At 69.1% G+C, this 13,344-nt stretch carries 14 protein-coding genes and 2 tRNA genes; 10 read left to right on the top strand and 6 right to left on the bottom strand.

What is annotated here, in order from left to right; all coding sequences use genetic code 11:
• Together QZ433_RS01755 and QZ433_RS01760 are read left to right on the top strand one after the other, a co-directional pair.
• Positions 1-321 (top strand): aminoacyl--tRNA ligase-related protein (locus QZ433_RS01755; protein ID WP_366761860.1); only part of this gene is annotated, 321 nt, incomplete at its 5' end.
• Positions 318-1,211, top strand: coding sequence for an HAD family hydrolase (locus QZ433_RS01760; RefSeq protein WP_295779725.1), 894 nt, complete (start codon positions 318-320; stop codon positions 1,209-1,211). The genes QZ433_RS01755 and QZ433_RS01760, both read left to right, overlap by 4 nt.
• Here the strand turns inward: QZ433_RS01760 and QZ433_RS01765 are convergent, their stop codons facing one another.
• Complete coding sequence (locus tag QZ433_RS01765; RefSeq protein WP_295779726.1) at positions 1,212-2,462, bottom strand: DUF2254 domain-containing protein; 1,251 nt, start codon at positions 2,460-2,462, stop codon at positions 1,212-1,214.
• An 83-nt stretch (positions 2,463-2,545) separates the two neighbouring features.
• Here QZ433_RS01765 and QZ433_RS01770 point away from each other — a divergent pair.
• From QZ433_RS01770 to QZ433_RS01780, 3 genes are all read left to right on the top strand, one after another.
• Positions 2,546-2,630, top strand: a tRNA-Ser gene (locus QZ433_RS01770).
• A gap of 172 nt (positions 2,631-2,802) precedes the next feature.
• Positions 2,803-4,089, top strand: a complete 1,287-nt coding sequence (locus tag QZ433_RS01775; RefSeq protein ID WP_295779727.1) for an LCP family protein — start codon at positions 2,803-2,805, stop codon at positions 4,087-4,089.
• Between the two features lie 93 nt (positions 4,090-4,182).
• Positions 4,183-4,271: transfer RNA gene (locus tag QZ433_RS01780), tRNA-Ser, on the top strand.
• Between the two features lie 43 nt (positions 4,272-4,314).
• Here QZ433_RS01780 and QZ433_RS01785 read toward each other — a convergent pair.
• The 4 genes from QZ433_RS01785 to QZ433_RS01800 all read right to left on the bottom strand — a co-directional run bounded on the left by QZ433_RS01785 (position 4,315) and on the right by QZ433_RS01800 (position 6,389).
• Entirely contained in the window at positions 4,315-4,704 is a 390-nt protein-coding gene (locus QZ433_RS01785; RefSeq protein WP_295779728.1) for a DUF2510 domain-containing protein, read from the bottom strand.
• A gap of 100 nt (positions 4,705-4,804) precedes the next feature.
• Complete coding sequence (locus QZ433_RS01790) at positions 4,805-5,065, bottom strand: DUF6510 family protein (protein ID WP_295779729.1); 261 nt, start codon at positions 5,063-5,065, stop codon at positions 4,805-4,807.
• Positions 5,065-5,802, bottom strand: a complete 738-nt coding sequence (locus tag QZ433_RS01795; RefSeq protein WP_295779730.1) for an FAD-binding oxidoreductase — start codon at positions 5,800-5,802, stop codon at positions 5,065-5,067. Before QZ433_RS01795 ends, QZ433_RS01790 begins: the two co-directional genes overlap by 1 nt.
• Positions 5,799-6,389: a molybdopterin-dependent oxidoreductase gene (locus QZ433_RS01800; protein WP_295779731.1), complete on the bottom strand. Its 591-nt coding sequence runs from the start codon at positions 6,387-6,389 to the stop codon at positions 5,799-5,801. Before QZ433_RS01800 ends, QZ433_RS01795 begins: the two co-directional genes overlap by 4 nt.
• Before the next feature lie 176 nt (positions 6,390-6,565).
• On the opposite strand from QZ433_RS01800, the gene QZ433_RS01805 reads away from it, so the two are divergent.
• Positions 6,566-7,456, top strand: a complete 891-nt coding sequence (locus QZ433_RS01805) for a DUF808 domain-containing protein (RefSeq protein WP_295779732.1) — start codon at positions 6,566-6,568, stop codon at positions 7,454-7,456.
• 9 nt (positions 7,457-7,465) lie between these two features.
• Here QZ433_RS01805 and QZ433_RS01810 read toward each other — a convergent pair whose 3' ends face one another.
• Complete coding sequence (locus tag QZ433_RS01810; RefSeq protein WP_295779733.1) at positions 7,466-8,026, bottom strand: flavin reductase family protein; 561 nt, start codon at positions 8,024-8,026, stop codon at positions 7,466-7,468.
• A 430-nt stretch (positions 8,027-8,456) separates the two neighbouring features.
• Here QZ433_RS01810 and QZ433_RS01815 point away from each other — a divergent pair, with 430 nt between their 5' ends.
• From QZ433_RS01815 to QZ433_RS01830, 4 genes are all read left to right on the top strand, one after another.
• Positions 8,457-9,440 (top strand): ABC transporter substrate-binding protein, encoded by a 984-nt coding sequence (locus tag QZ433_RS01815; protein ID WP_295779734.1) that lies wholly within the window; start codon positions 8,457-8,459, stop codon positions 9,438-9,440.
• 116 nt (positions 9,441-9,556) lie between these two features.
• The gene (locus QZ433_RS01820; RefSeq protein WP_295779735.1) at positions 9,557-11,143 is read left to right on the top strand and encodes a sugar ABC transporter ATP-binding protein; all 1,587 of its coding nucleotides are present in this window, start codon (positions 9,557-9,559) and stop codon (positions 11,141-11,143) included.
• Positions 11,140-12,183 (top strand): ABC transporter permease, encoded by a 1,044-nt coding sequence (locus tag QZ433_RS01825; protein ID WP_295779736.1) that lies wholly within the window; start codon positions 11,140-11,142, stop codon positions 12,181-12,183. Before QZ433_RS01820 ends, QZ433_RS01825 begins: the two co-directional genes overlap by 4 nt.
• The gene (locus tag QZ433_RS01830) at positions 12,183-13,202 is read left to right on the top strand and encodes a sugar ABC transporter permease YjfF (RefSeq protein WP_295779737.1); all 1,020 of its coding nucleotides are present in this window, start codon (positions 12,183-12,185) and stop codon (positions 13,200-13,202) included. Before QZ433_RS01825 ends, QZ433_RS01830 begins: the two co-directional genes overlap by 1 nt.
• Positions 13,203-13,344: the final 142 nt, after the last annotated feature.

The raw sequence follows: 13,344 nt of genomic DNA on the forward strand, positions 1-13,344 counted from the left end.
GACGTCGCCGCCGGCGATCTCGGTTCGAGCGCCGCGCGCAAGTTCGACATCGAGGCGTGGGTTCCCACGCAGGACGCTTACCGCGAGCTCACCAGCACCTCGAACTGCACGACCTACCAGGCGCGCCGCCTCGAGACGCGGTTCCGCCCGGCGGACGGGGGCAAGACGCAGCCGGTCGCGACGCTGAACGGCACTCTCGCCACGACGCGCTGGATCGTGGCCCTGCTCGAGACGCACCAGCGGGCCGACGGGTCGGTGGCGGTGCCCGAGGTGCTGCGGCCGTACCTCGGCGGGCTCGAGGTCATGGAGCCGATCGCGTGACCCGCGAGGCCGCCCTTCCCGAAACCGGTGACGTCGACAGCGCGCCGAAGCAGGAGGCGGCCGACGTCGTCGCCCACCTGGCCGACGACGCCCCCGCGGGGCGCATGCTCATCGCGCTCGACATCGACGGGACGGTGCTGCTCGAGGACGACACGCTCAGCCCCGGCGTCGTCGAGGCGGCGGCCGGCGCGCAACGAGCGGGTCACGAGGTGATGCTCGCCACCGGCCGCAGCTGGGACAGCACCCACACGATCATGGACCGACTCGGCATCCGTCCCGAGTACGCCGTGTGCTCGAACGGGGCCATCGTGATGCGGCGTCAGGGCGACGACGGCGAGTACGTCCGCGCCCACGTCGAGACGTTCGATCCGACCGAGGTGTTGACGCTGCTCGGCGAGCACCTGCCGGATGCGCACTTCCTGGTCGAGCTGCCCGACGGCAAAAGGCTCTTCACCGACTATCTCGACGACTGGAACCTCGATCAGGCTGACCGGGTCACGTTCCCCGAGCTGTCGGCGCAGCCGGTGTGCCGTGTGGTCGTGGTCGCGCCCGAGCAGACCGACAGGGACTTCCTCGAGCTGGTCGAGCGCATCGGTCTGACCCAGGTGTCGTACGCGATCGGCTGGACGGCGTGGCTCGACATCGCGCCGAAGGGCGTCGACAAGTCCACGGCGCTCGAACTCGTGCGCGGGTGGCTGGGCATCTCGCCCGACCGGGTGCTGGTGATGGGCGACGGCCGCAACGACATCGAGATGATGCAGTGGGCCGTGCGCAACGGCGGTCGCGCGATCGCGATGCACCAGGGTCCGCCCGAGGTGCACGCGGCCGCGGGGGAGGTCGGGCTCTCGGTCACCGAGGGCGGCGTGGCCGCGGTGCTCCGCGCCCTCTGATCACACGGTCCACGCTCCGCGCATCGCCTGACGCAGCGTTCGCCGGTCCGCCCGATCCAGGGCGCCGCGTGCTCTCTGCTCCGCGGCCCGTGCGGCATCCGCGAACACCTCGCGCTGGTGGGGTGCGGATGCCGCGAGCGACGCGAGGCACTTCTGCAGGCGCACCTGCACCTCGATGTCCGCCGCTCCATCGCGCGCGAGGGGGCGGAAGGCGTCGTCGACGAGGTCGACCAGCCGCGGGGCCGGGACGTAGACCCTTTCGTGGGCGACCTCGGACTCGGGGCGAAGGGCGAGTGCGCGCGAGAAGACGCGATGCAGGGCGGCGATGACCTCGATGGCCGTGCCGGGGTCGTTCGTCGCCGCCGACAGGGCGCGGCTGCCGATCTCGGTCAGGGCGATGACGCCGAAGCGCGGGTCCTGCTCGTAGGTGCGGTGGCGCTCGATGCGGAACGCCCGCCGCACCGCCGTCGCTGTCTCGTCGGAGGCCGAACCGTCGATGTGGGCCAGCGGAACGCGCGCGTCCGCGATGCGCCCGGGGGTGGCCCGCACGTGCACCTCGACGTCGTGCTGTCGGGCGATGCGGTCGAGTCCGGCGACGTCGACGTGCGTGACGTAACCGACCTCGTCGGCGTGCACGGCCACCGCGCCGCGGGGGACCGCGACGGCGGCGTGCGCCCGCAGGGTCGGGTGCGTCGCGTGGGACTCCAGCGAGAGCGTGGCCGCCTCCTCGACCCGGTCGATCACGTCGGACATCCGCCCGAAGGTCGACAGGTGCGAGATCCAGCGGAGCAGCGTGACGACGACGATCGCGATGATGACGAGCGTCGCGACAAAGAGGATCGTGCGCCCCTGGCTCTCGTAGTACCCGGTGGACAGGGCGACGATGCCGACGAGCGAGAAGGCGAACGCGCCGACGAAGGTCGACACGGCGTTCTGCGACGTCGGGTCGGCGATGAGCAGTTGCGTGGAGCGGGGGGTGGCCGTCGTCGTCGCCGAGGAGAACGCCGTCACCATGGCCGTCACCGAGAAGGTGCTGACGGTGAGCATGGCGGTGGCGATGATCTGCAGCAACTCGTCGACGGCGCCCTCGGCCGGGTCGATGCGGAACGAGAACGGCAGCAGCGGCCCGATGAAGCGCGCCGCGAGGACGACGGCGATGGCGATCAGGGTGAAAAGGGCCGCGCGCACCCACACCTGCCGTCCGAGTCGCAGGAAGAGGGATGCCAACGGGCTGCGTGCGGTCGTGGTCATGCCCCGACGCTATCCGGAGCCGCCGGTCGCGCTCGGGGCCTGGACGAGGGCACCCGGCACCCTGGGTAGACTCGGGGCGTCCGGGAGGGTTGTCCGAGCGGCCGATGGACCTGGTCTTGAAAACCAGTGGGCAGCAATGTCCCGTGGGTTCGAATCCCACACCCTCCGCAACGACGAGAGCGGGCCCCGCCAGGGCCCGCTCTCGTCGTTCTGACCGGGTGAAACGCCCGATCCTCACGGCATTCACAGCACGCGATCCCTAGTATGGCTCCGACCTCGGGCCTCGCCGCACGGGTCGACGCGTCGCCGGGCCGGCGGCATCCGTCACGGAAGGACCCGAGTGAGAAAGAACATCACCCCGCGCCGTCAACGCACGGTCGCGCGCCACGGGCGGCTGACGTCCCCCGGTCCCGTCGCGCAGCTGATGCGCGGTCTCGCGATCGTGTTGGCCGTCGTGCTGGTCTCGGGTGGGGTCGTCCTGTCCTACGCCGCCGTCGACCTGACGCGCAGCTTCACCGCGGATGCCGTCGAACTCAAGGGGCAGCCGGCTGTCCCGCCCGACCTCGGCGAGCTCAAGGGCGGCGTGAATCTGCTGCTCATCGGAACCGATGAGTGCGAGCCCGACTTCGCCCAGTATTTCGGTGAGCGATGCACCGGCGCCGACGCGGGCGACAGCCTCAACGACGTCAACATGCTCGTCCACATCTCCGATGCGCCTCGCCGCGTGACCGTCATCTCGTTCCCCCGCGACCTGATGGTGCCGATCCCCTCGTGCACCGACAAAGACGGCGTCGAGCACTCCGCCATGAGCAAGCAGCAGATCAACAGCGCGTACTACTACGGCGGCCTCTCGTGCGTCGTGCAGACGGTCTCGGAGCTCAGCGGCCTCGAGATCCCGTTCGCCGCGAAGGTGAGCTTCGGCGGGGTGATCAACATCACGGATGCCATCGGCGGCGTCGACGTCTGCATCGCCAACGGCATCAAGGACCCCTACACCGGGATCGACTGGCCCGCCGGCATGCGCACCGTCGTCGGACTGGACGCCCTGCAGTTCCTGCGCACGCGTCACGGCGTCGGCGACGGTGGCGACCTCGGTCGCATCTCGAACCAGCAACAGTACATGTCGCGACTGGCGAACAAGCTGAAGAGCCAGGAGGTGCTGTCCAACCCCGCGACGCTGTACAAGCTCGCATCGACGGCCCTGCGCAATGTCGACCCGTCGACCTCGCTCACCAACCCGCTGACCCTGGTGCAGATCGCGTCGGCGGTGAAGGACGTCCCCTTCAGCGAGATCGTGTTCCTGCAGTACCCGACCTACACCGATCCCAGCAACCCCAACCGCGTGGTGCCCGACGCAGAGGACGCCGACACCCTCTGGGCCGCGCTCGCGGCGAACCAGCCGCTCGAACTGTCGGGCAAGCTCAGCGACGGAAACGGCGTGGTCGCCGATGAGAACGCCACGCCCGCGCCCTCCGAGACGCCCGCCCCGACCGAGACGTCCGCTCCGTCGCCGTCCGATTCCGCGCAGCCCACCCCGGCCCCCACCTCGGGCGCCGTGGTCCTGCCGGACGGTATCGCCGGTCAGACCGCCGCCCAGGCCACCTGCTCGAACGGCAACGTGCGCTGACGCGATCCGCCCGGCATCCGATCTCGGTTTCGGATGCCGGGCGGCATCCGGTTAGTATGGACCGGTGTGCTCGCGCGAACAGCGCGATCACCTGGAGACGTCGCATAGTCAGGCCTAGTGCACCACCCTGCTAAGGTGGAGTCCCCGTAAGGGGACCGAGGGTTCAAATCCCTCCGTCTCCGCAGATGAAGCCCCGGTTCGCCGGGGCTTTTCTGGTTTCCGGGTTCACCCCTGGCGCTCGAACACCATCGTGGCCTGAATGCGATCGCCGCCCCCGAAGCCGGTGCTGCCCGACGAGGCGGTGGTGATCGTGTGCAGGCGGTAGCCGAGGGCGGCCTGCCGATTGATCACGTTCTCGAGTTCCGTGAGGTTGCCCGAACCGGTTCCGAAGAACTTCTCCTTCAGCACGACCTGAAGGACGACGTAGTTCCACCCGTTCTGAGCGGGACGGGGTTGCGCCCCGGCGACCGCGTCGGCCTGAGCTCGCGCGACCATGCCGGCGATGCCCGGCTGCGGCGCCGTCGGTTCCTGGAATCGGTCGGTCCACTGCGCACCGTCCCACCAGCGCATCCGTCCCGACCCGTCGTCGTACCAGCCCGGCTCCGCAGCTGACATCGTCCACCTCTCACGTCCGCAGTCTCGCGCACGGTCGGCGCGACGCCCCTCGGGCGAGTATGGCCGCGCCCGGAGCGCAGACGCAATCACCCGCGGCTCGTCACCCGCGCCGCAGCTCCAGCGCGGTCAGCCCGGGCATCCCCATCCACGAGCGGCCGTCCGAGGCGTCGACGAGGGTGAGCAGGACCGCGTCGCACGATCGACATCGCACGACCGCGCCCATCGCGGAGATGTAGACCACGGCGGTCGCGAGGAGCCCGCGCATGCCGCAGTGCGTGCAGCGCACCTCGGAGGCCGTGGCATCCCACCCCATGAGGTCGGCGAGACGGCCGGCCAGGGCATTGCCGTCGAGACGTGTCATCACGAACCCCCGAATCTCTCGGTGCGCACCCGCCCGGGTGCGTGCCCTTCCTCGACCAGCCATCCCGCGACCGCCTCGACGAAAGGGGTGGGGCCGCACACGAACAGGCGCGGACGGGCCGTGGCGGGGGGAACGGCCGTGCGCAGCTGCTCGGCGGTCAGACGACCGGGAGGAATCGTCGACCCCATCGGTGCGCGTCGCGTGTAGACGACCTGCAGGTCGAAACGGTCATCGCTCTCGGCGAGAGCCTCCAGCTCGGCGCGGAAGAACATGTCGTCCGGCGATCGCACCGAGTAGAGCAGGCGAAAGGGGGTCGGATCGTCGCTCTCGGCGTGCGCCGCCGCCATGGCGTACAGGGGCACCACTCCCGACCCGCCGGCGATCAGGTGCACCGGGGCCGGGTCGCCGGAGGGGGTCCAGACGAAGTAGGCGCCGAGGGGCCCGTGCACCTCGATCCGGTCGCCCTCGCGGAGCTCCCGCACCAGGAACGGCGACACCTCGCCGTCGGGGACCTCGTCGACCGCGAGCGTGAGACGCGTGCCTTCGCCCGACGAGGCGACCGAGTACGACCGGCTCGCCTGATACCCGTCCGGCGCGGTCAGCCGCACGTCGAGGTGCGCCCCCGCGTCGTTGCCGGGCCAGGTGGGCACGTCCAGCTCGATCCGGCGTGCGCTGGTCGTCTCGGGTCGCGATCCGACGACCGTCGCCGTGTGCCAGGATGCCGTCCGGCGGCTCACCCGTACCGTTCCTCGCGCCAGGGGTCGCCGTGCAGGTGGTAGCCGTTCTGCTCCCAGAAGCCGGGCTTGTCGGTGGGCATGGTCACGAGGCCCTGCACCCACTTCGCGCTCTTCCAGAAGTACAGGTGCGGCACGAGCAGTCGGGCGGGTCCACCGTGCTCCGGGGTGAGGGGAGCGCCGTCGGCCTCGAAGGCGATCCAGCTCTTGCCGCCGAGCAGGTCGTCCAGGGCGAGGTTCGTGGTGTACCCGCCGAACGAGTGCACCATCGCGTACCGGTGCGCGGTCTCGACCTGGACGAACAACCGGTCCAGCGACACCCCGCGCCACGGCATGTCGAACCTGGTCCAGTGGGTGACGCAGTGGATGTCGACGGTGATGTCGTCCACGCCCAGGGCCTCGAGGTCGGCGCGGGTCCATCGGTGTACGCCGTTCTCGGTGCCGATCACGAACTCCCAGGTGTCCGCCGCGACGGTCGGGGTCGGGCCGGCCGAGAGGACCGGCCAGTCGCTCACCGAGGTCTGACCGGGCGGCAGCCTCGGATCGCGTTCGCGGCGACGGCCCGAGAACCCGCGGGTGATGAACGACATGGCATCCCCTTCACTCGATCAGAGCGGTGGCTTCACCCTAGCGATGGTCGGTCCCGTCTCGACAGGGAGGGATGCCGTGACCCGCCCGCGAGGCCCTCTCGGCGTCGATGTGCGCCCGATAGTCTCGAGTGCGCGGTCCGCTCGTGCCCGCACCCTCGTCCCCGGGAGAAGAACGCATGTCGGTCGGTCTGCTCGCCGTCGTCGATGACATCCTCAGCGCAGCCATGCGTGCCAGCGCCAAGACGGCCGGCGTGGTGATCGACGACGCCGCCGTGACACCTCAGTACGTGCAGGGGCTGACGCCCGCGCGCGAGCTCCCCGTGGTGTGGAAGATCGCGCTCGGCAGCATCATCAACAAGTACGTGATCATCATCCCGATCGCGCTGCTGCTGACCGCGTTCGCTCCGTGGGTCCTGCCCTTCCTGCTCATCATCGGCGGTGGGTTCCTGTGCTTCGAGGGCGCCGAGAAGGTGCTCGAGTGGTTCGGCGCGCACCACGAGGAGCGCGACGACGATGCGCCGCGCGACGAGAAGAAGCTGGTCTTCGGGGCGGTGCGCACCGACCTCATTCTCAGCACCGAGATCATGCTGATCGCCCTGACGAGCCTCGATCCCGGCTTCGGCATCTGGATGACGCTCGGCGCGCTGCTCGTCATCGGCCTGGCCATGACGGTCGTCGTCTACGGCGCCGTCGCCCTGCTGGTCAAGATCGACGACATCGGTCTGCGCTTCATGAAGAGCCCGTCGCGCGGCGTGCGCCGGTTCGGCGCCCGGGTCGTGGCCTCCATGCCCACGGTGTTCCGCGTGATCAGCGTCGTCGGTACTGTCGCGATGCTGTGGGTGGGGGGCCACCTCGTGCTGCAGAACCTCGCCGAGACGTTCTGGCACGGTCCCTACGACGTGGTCCACCTGGTCACGCACGCGATCGAGGCGGCGGGTCCCGTCGTCGTGTGGATCGTCGAGACGGCGATGTCGGCCGTCTTCGGGCTCGCCCTCGGGCTGATCATCGTCGCGGTCGTCACCGGCATCCAGCGCGTCCTGCGGCGAGGAGCCCCCGCCGCGCACTGATCGACCCCGTCAGTCCAGGCGGGAGTGCTCGCCCAAGCGGTGCCAGGTGCGGTTGTGGTAGACCAGCGCCGCCCCGGGCTCGCCGGGCTCGAGGTCGCGTTCGACGTCGACCTGCAGTGCCTGGGCCGCGATGACGGTGGAGCCGCCGGCATCCATCCGGCTCACGATCTTGCAGCGCAGCCAGGCCCGCACGCCGTGATACACCGGCTCGCCGGTCGCCAGGCGCGACCAGGTGGACGTGTCGGCGAAGCGGTCCAGGCCACTGGTGGCGCCGGCGCGCGCGAGGCCGATGTCCTCGGCGTCGAGCAGGTGGACCACGATGGTGTCGGCCGCGATGATCGTGGGCGTCGCCGACGACAGGGCCGACACCGAGAAGATGAGCAGCGGCGGGTCGGCGCTCACCGACGACACGCTCGAGGCCGTGAGGGCCACGGGGCCGTGCTCGCCGTAGGCGGTGATGACCGCGATGCCGCCGGGGTGGCCCCGGAAGGCGCGCTTGAAGTCGTCCGCCGAGACCGAGGTGCCGATGGCAGGAGTGCTCTCGGGAGCGTTGTGGGGGAGCGAGGTCATGCCTTCGACGCTAGCCGTTCGTCGTGGTCGCGGCGCCGGCGAGGAAACATCGCGACATGCGGGCCGATCGCGAGGGACGGACCCGCATGTCGAGACGCGTCTCGGGCGGGGACGAGGCGGCGGAGCGAGCGGGTGCGGGATCGGCGGATATCCGTCATCGGATTCTCTTCGGGAAAGAGCGACGGCGTCGTCGCTGCTCCGAAATGGAGGACGGCGCTTGCCAAAACGGCAGGGCAGGGCCATATTTCTCATACCGTCCACCTCCTTGTGAGGCTTCACATCCCTCTCTCCCCGCCCCCTCGTGATTTCTCCGTTGCCCTACAGTGCTTGACATCGTCCATTGTGTGAGCGCTAACATTCATCAACGGCTCACCCGAGAGCTGCATCACATGAACCGGCGCAGTGGCCGGCGAAACGAGGAGGTTTCACCATGAAGGCGAAGAAGATCATCGCGGGCGTCGCATTCCTGGGCGCTCTCGCCCTGACCGCGACCGGTTGCGCGGGCGGCGGCGCCGCGGCGGGTGGCAGCGGCGGCGGCGACGGCGTCATCACCGTCGGTTTCGCTCAGACCGGCTCCGAGAGCGGTTGGCGCAGCGCCAACACCGAGTCGATGAAAGAGGCGTTCAGCGAGGCGAACGGCTTCAACCTCGTCTTCAACGCGGCCGACAACAAACCCGAGGCGCAGATCGCCGCGGTGCGCAGCTTCATCAACCAGGGTGTGGACGCCATCGTCCTCGCCCCCATCGTCACCGACGGCTGGGACGACGTGCTGCAGGAGGCGAAGGATGCCAACATCCCGGTCATCCTCGAGGACCGCACCGTCTCGGCTTCCACAGACCTTTACGCCAGCTGGATCGGTCTGGACTTCAAGAAGGAGGGCGAGACCGCGGGCAAGTGGGTCGCCGACAACTTCGGCTCCACGCCCGCGAACCTCGTCGTTCTCGAGGGCACGACCGGTTCGTCGGCCGCCACCGACCGCGCCGCGGGCTTCGACTCGGCGATCGCCGGCACCGACATCAAGGTGCTCGACTCCCAGACGGGTAACTTCACCCGAGCCGATGGCAAGACCGTCATGGAGGGCTTCCTGCAGAAGTACGGCTCGCAGATCAACGTGCTCTTCGCGCACAACGACGACATGGGTCTCGGTGCCCTCGAGGCCATCAAGGCCGCGGGTCTCACGCCCGGCACCGACATCAAGATCGTCACGATCGACGCGGTCAAGGACGGCATGACCGCCCTGGCCAACGGCGAGTTCAACTACATCGTCGAGTGCAACCCCCTCCTGGGCGAGAAGACGGCCGACGTCGTCAAGAAGGTCGTGGCCGGCGAGTCCGTCGACAAGCAGTACATCGTCGAGGACCAGGCCTTCGACCAGGAGCAGGCCAAGAAGGTTCTGGACAGCCGCCCCTACTGATCCAGACACCCCCGCTGACGGCGTTCCGCGATGCCCGACGCAACCTCCCCGGTGTGCGGGGCCGGACTCCCCGACCGGCCCCGCACACCCCACGACTCTTCAGAAAGCGGTCGGACATGACTTCCGAACGTGCTGCCGTCGTCGCCATGCGCGGCATCAGCATCCAGTTCCCCGGAGTGAAGGCGCTCGACGGCGTCGATTTCACGCTCTACGCCGGCGAGGTCCACTCCCTCATGGGAGAGAACGGCGCCGGAAAGTCGACCCTCATCAAGGCCCTGACCGGTGTCTACGGCATCGACGAGGGCACGATCGGCGTCGACGGGCAGGAGCGGCAGTTCCGCTCCACCGCCGACGCCCAGGCCGCCGGAATCGCGACCGTGTACCAAGAGGTCAACCTCTGTCAGAACCTCACCGTCGGCGAGAACGTCATGCTCGGCAACGAGATCCGCCGCGCGGGCATGCTGGACTGGAAGGCCACGCACGCCGCCGCCGCGACGTACCTCGCCGAACTGGGCGTCCACATCGACACGCGGTCCATCCTCGCCAGCCACTCGATCGCCGTCCAGCAGCTCGTGGCCATCAGTCGAGCCATGGTCGTCGACACCAAGGTCCTGGTGCTGGACGAGCCCACGTCCAGCCTCGACCGCGGTGAGGTCGAGCAGTTGTTCGGCGTCATCCGCGATCTGCGTGACCGCGGCGTCGCGATCCTCTTCGTGTCGCACTTCCTCGACCAGATCTACGAGATCTCGGACCGACTCACCGTGCTGCGCAACGGCACCCTCGTGGGGGAGTATCCCGTCGAGGAGCTCGGCCGCGAACAGCTCGTCGCCAAGATGATCGGGCGCGAGCTGGGCGAACTGGATGCCATCTCGGCCAGCGCCGAGCGGGACATCGACCGCACCGGCATCCCTGTGCTGCACGCGGTCTCACTCGCCCGCAAGAACGCCCTCGAACCGGTCGACCTCGACGTCTATCCCGGCGAGGTGGTCGGTCTCGCGGGTCTGCTCGGCTCGGGCCGCACCGAACTCGCCCGTCTCATCGCCGGAGCGGATCGCGCCGACGACGGTCGCGTCGAGGTCGGCGGTACCGGGGCACGGCTGGGCTCTCCGCGTCACGCCCTCGACCGCGGCGTCGCGTTCTCGTCCGAAGATCGTCGTGCCGAGGGCATCGTCGGCGACCTGACCGTGGCCGAGAACATCATCCTCGGCATCCAGGCCCGTCGCGGCGCCCTGCGCCGCATCGGCGCGGCCGAGAAGCAGGCGATCGTCGACGAGTACATCACCGCGCTCGGCGTACGCCCGGCCAACCCGAACGCGCTCATCCGCAATCTGTCCGGCGGCAACCAGCAGAAGGTCCTGCTCGCGCGGTGGCTCGCCACCGCTCCGGAGCTGCTGATCCTCGACGAGCCGACCCGCGGCATCGACGTCGGCGCCAAGGCCGACATCCAGCGCAAGGTGGCCGAACTCGCCGAGAAGGGACTGTCGGTGATCTTCATCTCCTCGGAGCTCGAAGAGGTGCTGCGTCTCGCTCAGCGCGTCGCCGTTCTGCGCGACCGTCGTAAGATCGGCGAACTGGCCACCCGTGACGTCGACCTCGACGGGCTGGTCGCCTACATCGCCGAAGGCCAATCCGAGGCGGTCGCCGTCGCAGGACCGCACCCCACGCCCGAGACACTGTCGTCCGATCGGGAGAAGATCGCATGAAGAAATTCCTCAGCCACCGCCTCGTCTGGCCGGTCGCGGCCCTCGTGGTACTGATCGCCGTCAACACCATCTCGCGGCCCTCGTTCCTCAGCATCACGATGCAGAACGGGCAGTTCTACGGGTCGCTGATCGACATCCTCCGCAACAGCGCTCCGCTCATGCTCGTCGCCCTCGGCATGACCCTGGTCATCGCGACGCGGGGCATCGACCTGTCGGTCGGCGCCATCATGGCGGTGTCCGGTGCGGTCGCCCTCACCGTCATCGAGGCCTCGCCGGATCCCGGCAACCTCGGGGTGGTGTTCACCGCCATCGCCGCGGCCGTCGGAGTGGCCCTGCTGCTCGGCGTCTGGAACGGCTTCCTCGTGTCGGTGCTCGGCATCCAGCCCATCATCGCCACCCTGGTGCTGATGCTCGCCGGCCGCGGCGTCGCCCTGCTGATCACGGGCGGCTTCATCACGACCATCAACAGCGACCCCTACAAATTCATCGCCGGCGGCTACGTCTTCGGTCTTCCCTTCGCCTTCTTCGTCGCGATCGCCGCGGTGGTCATCGTCGGTGTGCTCGAGCGCCGTACGGCCCTCGGCATGCTCACCGAGGCCGTCGGCATCAACCCCGAGGCGAGCCGACTGGCCGGTGTCCGCTCCCGCGGCATCATCTGGGGCGCGTACATCGCCAGCGGAACGCTGGCCGGTATCGCGGGCATCCTCTACAGCTCGAACATCATGGCGGCCGACGCGAACGCCGCCGGTCTCTACATCGAACTGGATGCCATCCTCGCGGTCGTCCTCGGGGGTACCTCTCTGGCCGGCGGCACGTTCAGCCTGGCGGGCACCGTCGTGGGCGTGTTCACGATCCAGACGCTCAAGAGCACCATCACGTTCCTGGGTGTCCCGCCCGCCGTCAGCCCGGTGTTCATGGCCGCGGCCGTGCTCATCGTCGTGCTGCTGCAGTCGCCCCGCTTCCGCGCCTTCTTCCAGACGGCCGGTCGCAGCGCACTGCGTCCCCTCACTCGACGTCCCGACGCAAAGGTGCTGTCCTGATGGTCACTCTCACTGAAGACCGACGCGTCGCGTCGTCGCCCGCGGGCTCGTACCGCCGTTTCCTCAGCCGCCACATCTCGTGGGTCCCGGTGCTTGCCGCCGTCGTCATCCTCGTGCTGATGATCGCGGGCTCGATGTGGTATTTCCCGAACTTCCAGCTGAACCGCATCCTGTCGTCCATCCTGCTCGACAACGCGTATCTGCTCGTCCTGGCCGTGGGAATGACCTTCGTCATCCTCACCGGGGGAATCGACCTGTCGGTGGGGGCGGTCATGGCCTTCACCGGCATCCTCTGCGCGAAGATGCTCGGCGACGGCGTGCCGGTCGCGGTCGCGATCCCCGCGATGGTGCTCATCGGCGCCGCGATCGGTCTGCTCATCGGCGTGCTCGTGCAATTCTTCGACGTGCAGCCTTTCATCGCCTCTCTCGTCGGCATGTTCCTCGCCCGGGGGCTCGCCTTCGTGGTCAGCCTCGAGTCCATCAAGGTCGAGAACGACGGCCTGCTGTGGCTGCAGTCGACCCGCTTCTCGTTCGCGGGGTGGTACATCACCCCCACCGGCATCATCGCCCTGCTGACGGTCGCGCTCGCCGCGTTCGTGCTGCGCTTCACGCGCTTCGGCCGTACCGTCTACGCGGTGGGCGGAAATGAGCAGTCGGCTCGTCTGATGGGGCTCCCGGTGGTGCGCGCGAAGCTTGCGGTGTACGTCATCAGCGGCATCTGCGCCGGTCTGGCGGGAATCGTGCTGACGGCGTACTCCGGCGCCGGTTACCCCTTGAACGGCGTGGGTACCGAGCTCGACACCATCGCCGCGGTCGTCATCGGCGGCACGCTGCTGACCGGCGGCAGCGGGTTCGTGTTGGGCTCGATGATCGGTGTCTTCGTCTACGGCCTCATCCGCACGATCATCTCGTTCTCGGGGGCCGAGCAGTCGTGGACCCGCATCACCGTCGGTGCGCTGCTGCTGCTCTTCGTGGTCGTGCAGCGGGTGATCGTCTCGCGCTCCGCGCTCAGTCGCTGACCCGCTCGCGCCGCGGCGGCCGAGAACACGGGCCGCGGTGTTAGCGCTCTCGCGTCGTGGGAGGCATGATGTACCTCATGCCCGCCACCGTCGCCCCGCCCCTCCTCGAGGTGCGCGGGGCGTCGGTGCGTTTCGGTGTCGA

It is taken from the genome of uncultured Microbacterium sp., assembly GCF_913776565.1.
GTDB lineage: Bacteria > Actinomycetota > Actinomycetes > Actinomycetales > Microbacteriaceae > Microbacterium.